Source organism: Bacillus sp. FJAT-27251 (assembly GCF_001273925.1).
Lineage (GTDB): Bacteria > Bacillota > Bacilli > Bacillales > Cytobacillaceae > Mesobacillus_B.
The window spans coordinates 4,345,188-4,359,517 of sequence record NZ_LIGG01000001.1 but is presented as its reverse complement, the minus strand read 5'-3'; the positions used below and the strand labels follow the sequence as shown (position 1 = coordinate 4,359,517).

Genomic DNA, 14,330 nt, shown 5'->3' with positions numbered 1-14,330 from the left:
GCCACCTTGCTAAAATTTGCATAAAGCTGCTGTTCTATTTACTATAATGGTAGTAATGATGACTGGAGCGGGGTATCGATGTGGGCAGTAAAACAGCATTAATTACCGGGGGAGCAGCTGGAATAGGAAGGAAAATTGCCGAACAGTTTGCTTCGGAAGGGATAAATCTTGCGATTAATTATCGGTCAAGCCAGACCAGGGCAGAAGCACTTGCAAAGGAGTTAAGCGGAAAGTATGGCACACAGAACGTTGCAATACAAGCGGATGTTTCAGTATACCAGCAATGCTGCATGCTTATTGAGAAAGCAGGTGCATGCCTGCCTTCGATAGACATACTGGTGCATAATGCAGGTCCGTATATTCACGAAAGAAAAAGAATGGCAGATTACTCGATTGAGGAATGGGAATACATGATTAATGGAAATCTGAACTCCGGGTTTTATCTGTCAAGATTGCTGATTCCCTCCATGCGCAGCCGGAGCTGGGGCAGGATCATCACTATCGGGTTTGACAGAGTGGAATCTGCTCCTGGCTGGATTTATCGGTCCGCTTTTGCTGCATCAAAATCGGGCTTGGCTTCATTGACAAGAACGATAGCCGTGGAGGAAGCACAGCATGGAATTACGGCCAATATGGTTTGTCCCGGAGACATAGTAGGAAATTGGAAGGAAAGGGATATCGCGGAGACATTGGGCGTTCAAGATGGGACTGTCCCGGTGGGGAGGCCGGGAACCGGGGAAGATATCTCCAGGGTGGTATCTTTCCTGGCTGCCGAGGAGTCCGCCTATATAACTGGAAGCATCATTCCGGTAACCGGCGGTAAAGATGTTCTTGGCAAGGTTTTTAGAGAAGGAAAATAGGAAAAGGGCGCATGCACATCCGAAGAGTGCAAACGCCCTTTATCTTTTATGGGTTCTGGAATCTTGCTGCCATCTTTCGCTGGATAAGCACAAGCCTGGCCAAAAGACAGGATGCTCCTACGGCAAGCCCGGCAATCAGCCCTATCCAATAGCCGAAGGCCAACAGCTCCGTGTGATTTGCCAGATAATAACCTAAAGGAAGGCCAATTACCCAGTAGGAGACCAAAGCCATGACAAAAGTGACATTGACATCCTTATACCCTCTCAAGGCTCCCTGTATCGGGGCTTGTATCGCATCCGACAACTGGAAAAAGAGGGCGAAAAGCAAAAATTCAGCCGTCAGTTTTAGAACTTGCGGATCCTTTGTGTAAACCCCTGCAACTTCCTCCCTGAACATGATTAAAATGATTCCGCAAATGACAGCCATGATGACTGCAATAGCGAGGCCAATCCAGCTGTATTGCCTGGCATCCTGGTAACGTCCGGCTCCGACTTCGAATCCTACGACAATCGTGAGGGCCATTGATATGCTGAGCGGGACCATGTATAAAAAAGAAGAAAAATTAAGGGCAGCCTGATGGGATGCTATCGTTAAGGTATCGAATTGTGACATCAGGAGTGTGACAGCGGAGAAAATACTGGTTTCAAAGAAAATGGCAAAGCCAATAGGGACTCCGACCAGCAATATTTCTTTCCACTTTTCAAAAGAAAACCCATAAAGCCTGCTGAAAATTTGATAGCTGGCAAAAGGCTGTTGTCTAATGATGATGACGATTGCAATCAAGGTAAGCAGCCAGTACGTTAGGGCAGAGGCATAGCCTGCCCCAACTCCTCCCAATTCGGGAAAACCCATTTTTCCAAAGATCAGGAAATAGTTGAAAACAATATTTAACGGCAGGGAAGCCAAAGTAATCAACATGGATACCCTTGTCTTCCCGAGCGCATCCAGGAAACAGCGGAGCACGTTATAGACGAATACCGGAATAATGCCGGTGCTAAGCGCAAATAAATATTCCTGTGCAATGGCTCGGACATGGTCCTCCAGCTGCATAAGACCAAGAATCGGGTCAAGGACTAGTGAGCCTGTAATGAGGACGACCACGGCCATGATAATCGCCAAATAAACGCCTTGAATCACTGAAAAGGAGACCTCACTGTTTCGTTGTCCTCCAACCAGCTGAGCCACTATTGGCGTTACAGCCAGGAGAATTCCGCTCAATCCAGTAAAGACAGGAACCCATAGCGAAGAACCAATCGCAACGCCTGCAAGGTCTTGGGGACTGTATTGGCCAGACATGGTCGTATCAAAAAAGGTCATGGCATAAATAGCTAGCTGCGTGATCAGGATTGGAATCAATATTTGCAGAAGCTGGCGCAGCTTCTCTTGCTTTGTGCTGGTTTGTATCATTATATATCCTCTTTTTCATTAATATCCAAAATAGCATTATACCATAAAGGGGGAGAAGCTAATTCAAAAAAGTGCTGCACGGTCGCACAGCACTTTTCATTATTACGTATTTGAGTCTGCCCTGAAATCCGAAGTGTCATTACGCTTCCATCAGGCGTGTTTCCTCTTCCTGCTGGGTGGCAAACCTGCGCAGATACAAGGTATATTGATCCTTCGAAATTTCATAAAGGTCGTAAACTTCCCCGCCGGCATTCAATTCCTGATAAATGGAACTTCTCGTCTCATTGGCCTTAACCGCGTAAGGCAGCTTTTCGGCAGCCTTAATCGAGCGAAGATTTGCCTTTCTTATGCGCATAAAGATGGTTTCAATTTCCTTTTCATAGAACAATTCCTGGAAAAAGGCATCCTTCGCGGGGCCGTTATACCCTTTGCCGTGATAGGGCTTCCCTATCCAGGTGCCAAGGAAACCGGCATTATTCTGGATATCATATAAATTTATCGTCCCGATCGGGGCTCCCCAATCGTCAAGAATCGTACGTGAAATCAGTTCCCCGCGGTCTTCAGCTTCTATGGTCTGTTTTGTGACAAAGACAAATTCATCGTAGGAATAGGCCTTTTGGCGAACAAAAGGGAAGACTTCCGGATGCGACATAAGCTCGAATAAAACGTGGCTATCTTGCAGATCTCGTTTTTTGAGCATTTTGTATCCCTCCAATACAGGGCATTAATCCATGCGGAAAAAACATGGCCCACCCTCGAAATTTTTTGTAGAATTGCTAAAAAATTTCGGGGTGGGAATCGAACCCACTAGAACCAGGATACTGGTGGCGCACCATTTGCCTTCCCTCATTACTGTTCCGATATGAAATTTTTCGGTTAAACAATTTCCATAGAAATCATACTAAAAAAACGGCGAAAAGGAAATAGTTTTTTATCCCGATTTTTCGCCTAATTTTGCCATGTTTCTACAATGATGTTGCCCTTTTCACCTTGATGCCAATTCTCCATTCACCATCGTCCAAATGGGCTTCGCCAGGTAGTGGAAAGGATGTTTATTCCAAAGGACCAGATCCGCATCCTTTCCAGCCTCGATGGTTCCCACCCTGTTCTCCACTCCAAGGTTCCTTGCAGGGAGAAGAGTCAGCCCTTCAAGCGCTTTCTGCTCAGAAAGGCCTTCCCGGACAGCAATGGAGGCACATAGGTTAAGGTATTGGATTGGAGTATATGGGTGATCAGTCGTAATGGAAACTTCCACACCATGCCGGGTTAATTCGTGATAGGTACTCCAGCTTTTATTTTTTAATTCGATTTTGGACCGTCTAGTAAGAGTGGGACCGACCGAGACCTTCAGGCCAATACCGTCCAGCTCATCGGCAATCAAATGTCCTTCCGTACAATGTTCAATTCGGAGGTCAAGGCTGAACTCCTCGGCAAAGCGGAGGGCCGAAATAATGTCGTCGGCACGGTGGGCATGGACCCTGACAGGAATTTCCCGCTTCAGGGCCTGGACAATCGGGGCAATGCGCAGGGTTTCTGGGGCATCACTATTTTTCGCTTCGAAAAAAGCTTCCCTGAGCATGCCCATTATCCCCATTCTCGTGATGGACTCCTTATTTCCGTAGCTATGCATTCTTTTTGGATTTTCACCAAGAGCAATCTTTAATCCTGCCGTTTCCTTCAGAATCATTTTCTTTATATTTTGACCTGCCGTCTTGATCACCGAAGAGGTTCCTCCAATGACATTGGCACTCCCAGGCATGACGTGGACAGTTGTAATACCTGCCCTGAGTGCATCTGAAAAGGCAGGATCAAGGGGGTAAACACCGTCTAGTGCCCGAATATGCGGAGTACATGCTTCGACCGTTTCATTGGCGTCATTCCCGGCCCAGCCGGTTCCTTCATCATATAAACCGAGATGTGTATGCACATCAATGAAACCCGGGAAAAGATATCCATTGGAGCAATCCAGGATGGAGGCATCAGGGCTGTGGGGTATGTTTTGGGCAATCCTGGAAATCTTTCCGTTCTCTACAAGAACATCGCAGCCACGAACCGGTTTAAAGGCAACTGAATACACAAAAGCATTTTTAAGGAGCATTTTTTTCATGGGGCACCTTAAAACATTCCGGTATACTGCAGGATCAATACAGATACCCCCAAGACCCACACGTAGACCGCAAAGATTTTAAGCGATTTTTTTTGCAGGAATTGTAGCATCCAGACAATGGCCGCATACCCGCAAAGAGCGGCAGCAATCGTGGCAACGAGCAGACTTCCCAGCGAAACCGCCTCCGCGTTCCCTGAGAAAAGTTCGGGGAGTTTGTAGGCAMCCCCGCCTGCGATGGCTGGTATCGATAATAAAAATGAGAAATAGGCAGCTGTTTCGCGGTCCAGTTTTCGCCATAAGCCAGCGGCAATGGTCAGCCCTGAACGGGAAAGAGCCGGCATGATGGCGGCTGACTGGAACAGCCCGATGATAAAGGCATCGCCATAAGTGATCTGATCCATTTTTTTGCGCCCATTCCTGATTCCATCCGCCATCCAAAGAATCATCCCTGTAAGAAGGAATTCCCATCCAATCGTTTGCCCGGTTTTTGAAATGGAATCAAAAAAATCATCAAAAAGGACGCCCGCGGCCACGGCGGGTATGGTGCCAATGACAAGGAGCAGAGAGGTTTTTCCGAAAGGGTTTTTCAGGATGCCAAACAGTTCTTCTTTATAAATGACAAGGACTGCCAGCAGCGTGCCTGTATGAAGCATCGTATCGAGAAATAAACCTGCTTCATCAAGCCCAAAAAGATGTCTGCCCAAATATAGATGGCCTGTACTTGAAATGGGCAGGAATTCAGTAAATCCCTGGATGATTCCAAGAATAAATGCTTCAATTTTTGACATCATTTCATTACCTCCATAGAAATTCCCTTGTATAACAAATGTATTCAAGTTGTCCCAAACAAGAACATATATCGTGCTGAGGGACAGGGGTGGAAGCTTTGCCTCAGTTTCTGGCTGCCTGTTATGCTAAAATAATTTTAAAAGAAAATTTTTACAAGGAAGGAAGGGTGGAACATGATGATCAATGCTGGACTTGTTCTGGAAGGAGGAGGGATGCGCGGGGTTTATACGGCAGGGGTCCTGGAATTCTTCCTTGAGCAGGAACTTTTCTTCCCTTATGTTATCGGGGTGTCAGCCGGTGCAGCGAACGCGGCTTCATACCTATCGAAACAAAGAGGGAGAAACAAAAAGGTCAATATCAATTTTATCTCTGATCCCCGCTATCTTTCATGGAGCAACCTGATCAAAACGGGCCAGGCTTTTGGCATGGATTTTATTTTCGATGAAATTCCCAACAAGCTCGTCCCCTATCATTATGATGAATTTTATAAAAGTCAATCAGAGTTTGTGGTCGGAACCACTGACTGTATAACAGGCGAGCCTGTTTATTTTAAAAAAGAGGAGTATGGGCAGGATATGCTGAAAATTATCAGGGCATCCAGTTCATTGCCGTTTTTCGCACCGGAAATCCATTACAAAAATAAGGTCCTTCTTGACGGAGGTATCAGCGATCCAATCCCTATTAAAAAATCGGAACGTGACGGAAATAAAAGAAATGTTGTGATATTGACCCAGAATAAGGGGTACGTTAAAAAACCGTCCAAATTGAATTTCCTCACGAAACGAAAATATCCCCGCTATACAGGTCTGCAGATGGCTTTAGCCAAACGCTATCAATTATATAATGACACCTTGGCCCATCTTGATGAGGAAGAGAAAAAGGGGCGCGTATTCATAATTAGGCCATCCTTGCCTCTTGAGGTTAGCAGGATGGAGAGAAACCCAGCGAAGCTTGAAAAACTTTATCAACAAGGCTATGAGGATGCCAAACAAGCAATTGGCCCACTAGCAGCCTGGCAGAAATAAGCTGTTCTTCAATGAAGGACGGTCAGCTTGTCGAGAAAGGGCATCTTTCTCGGCGATTTTGTGTTTATGCTCATAGGCCTGGAGCGCAAATAAACAACTCTATTTCGGAAAGCATTACTCAATATCATTAAATTAAATTAAATTAATACGGTGAATTTTTAAAGATAGAAGACAAAATAAAATGGCTGCCGAGGTCACTCAACGGTTGGCTGTTCTTCAAATGAAGATTAGGTTTCTTTATATTTTACGGCTGCTTCATTTGGTAAAGAGAAGAACTCTACTCAGGAAATCTTATGAATTTTGCTAGAATGATTCTGCCGGGATGCCAATACAATAGAGTAACTAGTAAATAGCGAGGAATGATTGAAATGAGCATCCGGCAATATTACCTGCAAAAAGCCCGATCCTATCTGAATGCATGCATTCTAACACTGTTTTGCCTTGCTGCCTTCCTGTCTGCATGCCTCCTTATACAAATTAGGCCGCCCTTTGGCTTGGCAGGAATTCCGTTTTTCGTTTTTGCTTACATACATTTTCAGTCTTTTTTGGTTTACAGAAGGAAAAGCAAGGAATCTGCAGGTGTTGACCCAAAGTTTGGACAGGTTCCATTTTTACAGTGTGAGGATCTACTGCTTGCAATGGCACCTGCTCCTGCCCTCAGATTGCTGCTTTTCCATCCTTGCGGAAGACTTGCGGGTGAAATAAGGGAATTGGAAGCGAAAGTCTGGCGGTGGATTTTGCCTGAAATAATCGACAAGAGGGTGAAAAAGAAGTATGGCATATTTGACAGCAATGGAAAGATGCTTGCTGTAATAATGATGAAGGGCATTTCAGTGGATGTTATGCTCCCTGATGAAACGGGGATTGGCAGCTATGACCAAAAAACTAAATCTGGACAAACTCTTGAAGATGGAGGGAAAATACAAAGAGTGGATGAATCCAGTTTGTATACAAGCATTTTCTTTCAGAAGGGCAAAAAAAAAATGGCAAGGCTTCAAATAGGCTGGCTTCCTGTTGAATGGAGCCAACGCTTTAGCGTCAATACCCCAGTGCTTTCGTTCGAGCCTGCATCCAGCAATGAGGAAAAGCTGATGTCATTGGCTGCGGTTGCCCGCCATTACGAGTATGCCGACCATTGATGCATTTTTAATGATTTATTAAATGGATACGTTATAAAATAGTAGCAGCGAGAGTACAGAAGGGAAGAAATCGGTTGAAGAAATTTTTGGTTTTGGCTGCGGCGATCTTAGCCATTTTATTTTTTTTAGACAAAACGGTGTTAAAAGAAAAAGGCATAATCAATCAGGCGGCCCTTGGAGGTAAATATGAGAAGATCGAAGACCCTGACAAGCTTCAGGAAGGCATTGAACAGGGAAACCGCGCTCCTGATTTTACCCTGACAGATTTGAATGGAGAAACGTTCAATTTAAGTGATTATAGGGGAAAGAAAGTTCTTCTTAACTTTTGGGCAACTTGGTGCCCGCCCTGCAAAGCGGAGATGCCCTATATGCAAAAGTTTTATGAGAAATACAAAAGTGAAGGCTTCGAGGTATTGGCCGTCAATATGACCGTTACGGAAAAGTCCAGAGAGGATGTAGTACGTTTCGTCGAGGAGCATGATCTTACTTTCAGGATCCCAATGGATGATAAAAACCAGGTTTTCAGCCATTATGAAATCATGGCGTATCCGACCAGCTTTTTTATCGATTCGGATGGTGTGATACGAAGTGTTGCCATTGGCGGGATGACAGAGGAGTTCATTGAAAGGGAACTCAAAAAGCTGCCATGACGGGATAGGGAGGCGTCTCGATTTTTGCCTGCCGGTTTGCCTGTTTCCTAGTCGGGTTCCAGCCACCTTTTTTGAGGCTTGATATACCGTTTGAGCTCAACTGCCACCAGGCGCCGTAACGATAATTGGGAAGTGAAGGAAGCGATGTCCTCCGGAACAGGAAAAATGCCATGGTCATTGAACCGGACTCTGATATTCCCAGTCGTTTTATTTTGATGAAGGTCTGTGACCATTGTATCAACATAAACTATTTTTTCATTCAGGGAAGGGTTTGCGTTTACGATTTTCGTTATGGAAAATTTGAATTTCATGGGCTGGCTCCTTGGAAAAGCAATTTTTTCGGTTGAAGATTCATTCAAACTATGGCATCTTTTATTATAAAGTGAAACTTCATTCTGTGGGGATTTTCTACTTCCAGTTAATGCGGGATAAATGACTAATGACTATTTTGGGAGGCTGCCATCATGATGATCGAACTTATAAAATGCCATGGTTCAGGAAATGATTTCCTTTTGATTGATGAAATGGATAAAGACTATGGGTTTTCGGAAGAAGGCCGTCGGGAGCTGGCAATAGCGCTATGCAACCGTGGTAAGTCGCTTGGCGCCGATGGGATCCTATTTATCCTGCAGAGTGAAAAGGCAGATGCAATCATGCGCGTGTTTAACAGTGACGGGTCAGAGGCATCAATGTGCGGAAACGGCCTGCGCTGTGCGGCCCGTTATGTCTGTGAGAAGCTGGGGGTTGAGCAGGCTCTTATCGAAACAATGAAGGCAGATTTGCAGGTTCGGAAGGAAGCCGAAATTTACCCGGGAATCCCTACTTACCAGGTAGAAATTTCCCCGGTGTCGTTCAAGCTCAGTGACCTGCCGCTAAATCTTGATAGAGATGCCCTTATCCAGGAAAAGCTGCCTGAACTGTCTGATGGATTGGTGTTTACGGCACTTGCCGTCCCCAATCCGCATCTTGTTGCAATGGTTTCCAGGGAACATCTGGAGTCAGGGATGCAAAAAGAGCTTAGTGAAAAAGTAAATGGACCTAACGAACTGTTCCCTGACGGAGTGAATGTGAGTTTCATCAGGAAGGTTGGCGACCGGGAAATTTACGTGCGCACCTTTGAGCGGGGTGTGGGGTTCACGAACGCATGCGGGACAGCCATGTCGGCATCCTCGCTAGTCACCTGCCTGACTGGGGACAATGCTTTCGAAGAGGCAATCTCAGTCTATAATAACGGCGGAATGGTGCAATGTATGGTTCACAAGCATGGTGATACCTATACCATTGACCTGATTGGAAATGCCACATACTTGTACAAGGCTGCCATTGACCGGGACAGCTATCAGGTTGTGGAAATGCAGGAGTTTTCAGAAGAAGAATCCTACAAAAAGCTGCAGGAGCATGCCCGCGCCATTATTGCCTGATAACAAAGCCTCCGGAATTGCTTCCGGAGGCTTTTTAAATGGGCTTTTTACCCTCTTTCCTGAGAAAGTCCAGTACAGGCGCCAATTTTTGGGTCTCTTTCACCTTAAAATAATCGGCAAAGGGAGATCCAAGTTTATTTATACGCTCAATCATGTTTAAAACCGTAAAATCCCCTATCCTCAAATCCTCGTTCACTTCATCCCAGAATAACGGTGCGGCAACATTTGCCTGCTGCTTCCCCCGGGGAGAAAAGGGGCAGATAATCGTCTTACCTTCCGCATGCTGGACATAATCAACATAGAGGCGGTTGCCCCTGTGTTTTTTTAAACGTTCAATTGTGAAGGAGTCAGGTTCCCTGGAGACAAGATAATTGGCGATAAAAGAGGTGAACAGCCTGGTATCTTCATAAGTATACATATCTGACGGAAGCGGGATGTAAATTTGAAGCCCCTTATTGCCCGAGGTTTTGATGAAGCCTTTCAGATTAAGCTGGTCAAGCACCTCTTTTATCAATAGTGCTGCCCTTATTGCCAAGTGGAAGTAATCCCGGGATGGCGGGTCCAAATCAAAAACGATTTCATCCGGGCCGGAGCGGCCGATGGTCTGGAATGGAATGTGGTATTCAATTGCAATCTGGTTGCCCAGCCACATCAATGTTTTCAAATCATTGCAAACTATATAGTTGATTCCTTCCGACAGGGAAGTTTCGATAAATTCCGGTGCATAATCCGGACAGTTTTTTTGGTAAAACGCTTCCCCAAGCATACCATGCGGAAACCGGATAACCGTTAACAGCCGGTTTTGGAGGAAAGGCAGCATAAAAGGGGAAATTTCCCTTAGATATTGGATAAAATCGGATTTTTGGATTAATGGATCCTCCCAAATGGGTTTATCGGGATGGGTAATCTCAACATCCTGCGGCAAATTTCTTTGCTGCCGGGCAAAAAGGTCAAATGTACAGTCGCCAGGCTTAAGATCGAATCTGAATTGGTGAAAATGAGGCTCTCTCATTTGCTGGTCGTATATTTCAAGGTATTTAACTTCAAGGCAAATGGCAGGTTCCACATAAATGAACTGGTCATCCTCATGTGACTGGTTGGCTTTGATCGTCTGGAACAAGGCGGCTTTTTCATCGGGCTTAAAGCCAAATAGGACTGCGCCTAGTGAAAATATAGCTTCTCCTTTATAAACGGAAACATAGAAATAGCCGTTGGACTTTTCATAGGCCGTTACGAAGCAATTGACGAACTTGAAATTCTTGAATTTAATCCATTTGTCGGTCCGTTTTCCTTCTTCCCATAGGCTTTCCTGATGCTTGGCGACAAGTCCCTCACCATCATGCAGGATAACCTGTTCCCAAACGCTCCTAAAATCAGTTTCCGAAGGAACAAGCTGCAGGAGCGAAGGGGAGTCTGGGTCGGGAAATGAAGCGAAGCCGGTTTTAGCAAAGAAGTCTTCGAGAACCTTTCTCCTGGCGTTTTGGGGATGATTTCTATAATTTTCACCCCTTAATTCTAATACATCAAATACGATGAGCCTGCATGGTCTCTTGCTTGCTTTTTCCCTAATTCTTTCAGGAGACCTCATTCTCCCTCTTACCTGGATGGAGCCGAAATCCGCTTTATAGGAATTGGCGAGGTCAACAAGCTCCGCATCCAACAGCAAAGGGAGAAAAGGCTTGAGAACCTCCTTGCTGGCTTGCAGGAACTCAGTGATTTCAGGGAAAATTCCGGCCAGGGACTTTCCATTCCGGCTTGTCAGCTTAATCTCCTGGTCCCATTCAAGAAATGCGCGGAAACCATCATATTTAACCTCATAGCTCCACTCTTTCCCCATGGGAGGCTCAAATGCCAGTGTAGGCAGCATTGGTTTCATTTCGGGGCTCCTTTCAGCAAGATTGATATGAGATGCTTAAAAAACAGGAACTTCTTTTATCATTCCAGAAAGGGCAAGAACTTACACATTGGCAAAACTTGATATGGATGATGATTTGGGTTGGAGCACAATATAAAAAAAACATCATGAGAATGGAGATTTGCCAATGCATACTATGTGGAAAGGCAGCATTTCCTTTGGGCTGGTCAATATCCCAATCAAGCTCCATACGGCAACAGAAGACAAAGACATTAAGCTGCGCACGCTTCATAAAAAATGCCACTCACCAGTCAAGTATGAAAAAGTCTGTTCGAATTGCGAGGAAGAGCTTAAACCAGAAGATATCGTAAAGGCATATGAGTACACTAAAGGGAAGTATGTGGTCCTCGAAGATGAGGAGCTTGAGAACCTTAGGAAAGAAAATGAAGAAAAAGCGGTAGAAATCATTGATTTTGTAAAAATGAGCGATATAGATCCTATTTATTATAATCGCAGCTATTTCATGTCTCCCAACGAAGGTGGAGGCAAGGCTTATTCACTCTTGCGGAAAGCGTTGCAGGAAACCGAAAAAGTAGGATTGGCGAAAATTATCATCCGCGCGAAAGAACAACTGGCAATCATCAGGGTTTATGACAATACACTTGTAATGGAAACCATCCATTATCCGGATGAAGTCAGAAAGGCGGCGGATGTTCCGAACGTTCCTGCCGAAGACAAAGTGACAGATAAGGAGCTTGAAACGGCTAAGATGCTCATTGACCAGCTGACAACAGATTTTGAGCCGGAAAAATATAATGATGAGTATCGAACAGCATTGCTCGAATTAATTGAAAGCAAGCGGACCGGGAAAGAAATTGTCACGGCAAAAGAAAAGGATCCTGTGGCAAATGTTACCGACCTTATGGCCGCCCTCCAGGCATCCATTGACCGGACCAAACCGGAAAAAGCGGAAAAGCCAAAAAAAGAAAGTGCCAAACGCAAACGGGTGGCAACCAAAGCAAAAAAAGAAGCTTAAGGTAAAATGGCGAGGCAAGGCAAGCTGTAATTTTTTCAATTCAAGATGCTGCAAGCAGGACTGCTGACAATTGTTGGCAGTCTTTTTTTTTGAAGAAAATAAGCGAAATTGGTAGTTTTAAAAGGAACCTGGCTATTGAATGTCAAAATTAATAGGAATCGGGTGGAAAAACAGGGGGCTCAGTGGGATGAAACAAAAATCGATTTGGAAAACAAGCATGATGATCATTGGAATCATTGGGGTAATTGCAGGAGCCTATTATGGATACTATTCCCTGAAGACAGGTGGGAAAATGGAAAAATCAGATGGGGGTCCGGCTGCAACCGAAACCGTTGCCCAGTTCAAGGATGATGGGCAAGTAAATGGGTATAACAGTGTTGGGGACTTTATTGATCACTTTCATAAAGAGTATAATAATTCCTTGGGCTGGGGCGGTATTGATTCGGTAGACTGGCCCGAACAGAAAGAGATTGCCGAAGAAATCCTGGATGTGATAGCAGAGGTTGAAACCGATCATCCTGCCCTGCAGCAGGATTTGGAACAAATCCAGGGATATGCACAGGCAGTAGAGTCGGGATCCAAGGAAAAGCAGACTCTGTTAAAGCTGCACCGGTATTTCCATGACCTGGATGTTGAGTTCAATGGTTATCGTGAAACCCGCGACTATTATGATGTGACCGAATATAAAAGGAAAAACTGAGTTAAAATGGTTATTATGTGGGATGGACGGGAACAGTGGACATAAAAGGGGATGAAGGCCATGAAAATCGTTGTCATCTCGGACACCCATATCCCCAAAAGGGCCAGGAAATTCCCGCTGCCTCTCATTCGGGAAATGGAAACAGCCGACTTGATCATTCACGCAGGAGATTGGCAGACTCTCGATGTTTACCAGGAACTGTCAGCCTATGGAAACGTTACCGGTGTAACCGGAAATGTAGACAGTCCCGAGCTGGGAAGAGTGCTGAACAGCCGGGAATTGGTTCTTATCGAAGGATTTAAAATAGGAGTCGTTCATGGACACGGCAGAGGAAAAAGTACAGTAAACAGAGCGAAATCCGCCTTTGCCGGTGAAAAGGTGGATTGTATCATTTTTGGTCACTCTCATATTCCATTCCATCAAGAGGAAGATGGATTACTCCTTTTTAATCCTGGGTCGGCAACCGATAAACGCCGGCAGGAACAGTTTTCCTTCGGTTTGATAAACATAGGAAGTACAATCGAAGCGCGCCATATCTACTATCCTGACAAGGTGTAGCGAGGAACCAATGAGAGCAAAATAACATGGCAATAAGATACGAGGAGGGCTATGATGAAATCCTTTAAAGTGAATTTCCATGCGGAAGACCAGGTTGAACAGATGACGGTACAAAAACTTGATGAGTCTGATTTCGAGCGTGTCACTGAAGGCGGCACCAGACATTTATTTGAACTTGACACTAATATCGGATTTTTTGTCTTTTTTGATGGAGAGGACAGTGAAGGGAATATTTCCTATTTGGTTTTGCAGTATGAGGAAGGCAATGAAGATCCCACTGCTTGCTATGGCTTTGAGTTGAAAGATTTTTATGAATTCACCGCCTTATACCTGAATGACCTCGAATTCAATGAGGAAACGAGCGAAGAAGAAGAAGCTTACGGGCCGGTGCACCACCTGGCTCACCTGATGTACCATATTGTGGAGGAAGGCCGAAAAATGGAGGGATGAAAAAAAAGCAGGAGTCATTCCTGCTTTTTTTATGCCTCTTCATTTGGCAAGTGCTCTTGGCAATAGGCCGCTACAAGTCCTTCTTCCTCGTCTTCCAGGGCAAAGTCCAGCACTTTTTCATTGGCGCGTTCCATAAAATAATATTGCAGGATCTTTGAACCTTCATCCCCTACAGAATAAATGACCTTAAGCTGGAGTCCGTTCTCAGTATATAGTTCATCTTCCTCATCCACTTCAATATTTAAAAAGAATTCGTACCGATCCCCGGAAAGAAGGCCAAACGGGTCCTCGAGATATTCTACAGTATGTCCGGTAATGTTCATTCATTCATC

16 protein-coding genes are annotated in these 14,330 nt (G+C 44.9%); 9 read left to right on the top strand and 7 right to left on the bottom strand.

The window, feature by feature from the left end; all coding sequences use genetic code 11:
* Positions 1 to 80: 80 nt before the first annotated feature.
* Positions 81 to 860 (top strand): SDR family oxidoreductase, encoded by a 780-nt coding sequence (locus ADU22_RS20505; protein WP_053363832.1) that lies wholly within the window; start codon positions 81 to 83, stop codon positions 858 to 860.
* 46 nt (positions 861 to 906) lie between these two features.
* On the opposite strand, the gene ADU22_RS20500 is transcribed toward ADU22_RS20505, so the two are convergent.
* The 4 genes from ADU22_RS20500 to ADU22_RS20485 all read right to left on the bottom strand — a co-directional run bounded on the left by ADU22_RS20500 (position 907) and on the right by ADU22_RS20485 (position 5,163).
* Positions 907 to 2,268: an MATE family efflux transporter gene (locus ADU22_RS20500; protein ID WP_053363831.1), complete on the bottom strand. Its 1,362-nt coding sequence runs from the start codon at positions 2,266 to 2,268 to the stop codon at positions 907 to 909.
* Between the two features lie 139 nt (positions 2,269 to 2,407).
* A complete protein-coding gene (locus tag ADU22_RS20495) occupies positions 2,408 to 2,968 on the bottom strand; it encodes a GNAT family N-acetyltransferase (protein ID WP_053363830.1) in 561 nt (186 codons plus the stop codon).
* A gap of 285 nt (positions 2,969 to 3,253) precedes the next feature.
* A complete protein-coding gene (locus tag ADU22_RS20490) occupies positions 3,254 to 4,375 on the bottom strand; it encodes an amidohydrolase (RefSeq protein ID WP_053363829.1) in 1,122 nt (373 codons plus the stop codon).
* An 8-nt stretch (positions 4,376 to 4,383) separates the two neighbouring features.
* Positions 4,384 to 5,163, bottom strand: a complete 780-nt coding sequence (locus ADU22_RS20485; RefSeq protein WP_053364689.1) for an undecaprenyl-diphosphate phosphatase — start codon at positions 5,161 to 5,163, stop codon at positions 4,384 to 4,386.
* A 174-nt stretch (positions 5,164 to 5,337) separates the two neighbouring features.
* Between ADU22_RS20485 and ADU22_RS20480 the strand changes: the two genes are divergently transcribed.
* The 3 genes from ADU22_RS20480 (at position 5,338) to ADU22_RS20470 (ending at position 7,978) form a co-directional block, all read left to right on the top strand.
* Positions 5,338 to 6,189 (top strand): patatin-like phospholipase family protein, encoded by an 852-nt coding sequence (locus ADU22_RS20480; RefSeq protein ID WP_053363828.1) that lies wholly within the window; start codon positions 5,338 to 5,340, stop codon positions 6,187 to 6,189.
* A 368-nt stretch (positions 6,190 to 6,557) separates the two neighbouring features.
* Entirely contained in the window at positions 6,558 to 7,328 is a 771-nt protein-coding gene (locus ADU22_RS20475; protein WP_053363827.1) for a hypothetical protein, read from the top strand.
* Positions 7,329 to 7,402: 74 nt separating this feature from the next.
* The gene (locus tag ADU22_RS20470) at positions 7,403 to 7,978 is read left to right on the top strand and encodes a redoxin domain-containing protein (protein WP_053363826.1); all 576 of its coding nucleotides are present in this window, start codon (positions 7,403 to 7,405) and stop codon (positions 7,976 to 7,978) included.
* Between the two features lie 47 nt (positions 7,979 to 8,025).
* Here the strand turns inward: ADU22_RS20470 and ADU22_RS20465 are convergent, their stop codons facing one another.
* A complete protein-coding gene (locus ADU22_RS20465; RefSeq protein WP_069188099.1) occupies positions 8,026 to 8,289 on the bottom strand; it encodes a hypothetical protein in 264 nt (87 codons plus the stop codon).
* Positions 8,290 to 8,442: 153 nt separating this feature from the next.
* Between ADU22_RS20465 and dapF the strand changes: the two genes are divergently transcribed.
* Complete coding sequence (dapF, locus tag ADU22_RS20460) at positions 8,443 to 9,399, top strand: diaminopimelate epimerase (RefSeq protein WP_053363824.1); 957 nt, start codon at positions 8,443 to 8,445, stop codon at positions 9,397 to 9,399.
* Between the two features lie 34 nt (positions 9,400 to 9,433).
* Here the strand turns inward: dapF and ADU22_RS20455 are convergent, their stop codons facing one another.
* Positions 9,434 to 11,275 (bottom strand): DNA ligase D, encoded by a 1,842-nt coding sequence (locus ADU22_RS20455; RefSeq protein ID WP_053363823.1) that lies wholly within the window; start codon positions 11,273 to 11,275, stop codon positions 9,434 to 9,436.
* Positions 11,276 to 11,441: 166 nt separating this feature from the next.
* Between ADU22_RS20455 and ku the strand changes: the two genes are divergently transcribed.
* The 4 genes from ku to ADU22_RS20435 all read left to right on the top strand — a co-directional run bounded on the left by ku (position 11,442) and on the right by ADU22_RS20435 (position 13,998).
* The gene (gene ku / locus ADU22_RS20450) at positions 11,442 to 12,290 is read left to right on the top strand and encodes a non-homologous end joining protein Ku (RefSeq protein WP_053363822.1); all 849 of its coding nucleotides are present in this window, start codon (positions 11,442 to 11,444) and stop codon (positions 12,288 to 12,290) included.
* A gap of 187 nt (positions 12,291 to 12,477) precedes the next feature.
* Positions 12,478 to 12,990, top strand: a complete 513-nt coding sequence (locus ADU22_RS20445) for a hypothetical protein (protein WP_053363821.1) — start codon at positions 12,478 to 12,480, stop codon at positions 12,988 to 12,990.
* Between the two features lie 60 nt (positions 12,991 to 13,050).
* Entirely contained in the window at positions 13,051 to 13,548 is a 498-nt protein-coding gene (locus ADU22_RS20440) for a metallophosphoesterase family protein (RefSeq protein ID WP_053363820.1), read from the top strand.
* 54 nt (positions 13,549 to 13,602) lie between these two features.
* Positions 13,603 to 13,998 (top strand): cytosolic protein, encoded by a 396-nt coding sequence (locus ADU22_RS20435; RefSeq protein ID WP_053363819.1) that lies wholly within the window; start codon positions 13,603 to 13,605, stop codon positions 13,996 to 13,998.
* Between the two features lie 29 nt (positions 13,999 to 14,027).
* On the opposite strand, the gene ADU22_RS20430 is transcribed toward ADU22_RS20435, so the two are convergent.
* Positions 14,028 to 14,321, bottom strand: coding sequence for a DUF6509 family protein (locus ADU22_RS20430; protein ID WP_053363818.1), 294 nt, complete (start codon positions 14,319 to 14,321; stop codon positions 14,028 to 14,030).
* Positions 14,322 to 14,330: the final 9 nt, after the last annotated feature.

What these genes read in the sequence shown, in the direction of transcription:
- ADU22_RS20500 (WP_053363831.1), bottom strand. Translation starts at nt 2,268, where the DNA reads ATGATACAAACCAGCACAAAGCAAGAGAAGCTGCGCCAGCTTCTGCAA.
- ADU22_RS20495 (WP_053363830.1), bottom strand. Translation starts at nt 2,968, where the DNA reads ATGCTCAAAAAACGAGATCTGCAAGATAGCCACGTTTTATTCGAGCTT.
- ADU22_RS20490 (WP_053363829.1), bottom strand. Translation starts at nt 4,375, where the DNA reads ATGAAAAAAATGCTCCTTAAAAATGCTTTTGTGTATTCAGTTGCCTTT.
- ADU22_RS20480 (WP_053363828.1), top strand. Translation starts at nt 5,338, where the DNA reads ATGATGATCAATGCTGGACTTGTTCTGGAAGGAGGAGGGATGCGCGGG.
- ADU22_RS20475 (WP_053363827.1), top strand. Translation starts at nt 6,558, where the DNA reads ATGAGCATCCGGCAATATTACCTGCAAAAAGCCCGATCCTATCTGAAT.
- ADU22_RS20465 (WP_069188099.1), bottom strand. Translation starts at nt 8,289, where the DNA reads ATGAAATTCAAATTTTCCATAACGAAAATCGTAAACGCAAACCCTTCC.
- dapF (WP_053363824.1), top strand. Translation starts at nt 8,443, where the DNA reads ATGATGATCGAACTTATAAAATGCCATGGTTCAGGAAATGATTTCCTT.
- ADU22_RS20455 (WP_053363823.1), bottom strand. Translation starts at nt 11,275, where the DNA reads ATGAAACCAATGCTGCCTACACTGGCATTTGAGCCTCCCATGGGGAAA.
- ku (WP_053363822.1), top strand. Translation starts at nt 11,442, where the DNA reads ATGCATACTATGTGGAAAGGCAGCATTTCCTTTGGGCTGGTCAATATC.
- ADU22_RS20445 (WP_053363821.1), top strand. Translation starts at nt 12,478, where the DNA reads ATGAAACAAAAATCGATTTGGAAAACAAGCATGATGATCATTGGAATC.
- ADU22_RS20440 (WP_053363820.1), top strand. Translation starts at nt 13,051, where the DNA reads ATGAAAATCGTTGTCATCTCGGACACCCATATCCCCAAAAGGGCCAGG.
- ADU22_RS20435 (WP_053363819.1), top strand. Translation starts at nt 13,603, where the DNA reads ATGAAATCCTTTAAAGTGAATTTCCATGCGGAAGACCAGGTTGAACAG.
- ADU22_RS20430 (WP_053363818.1), bottom strand. Translation starts at nt 14,321, where the DNA reads ATGAACATTACCGGACATACTGTAGAATATCTCGAGGACCCGTTTGGC.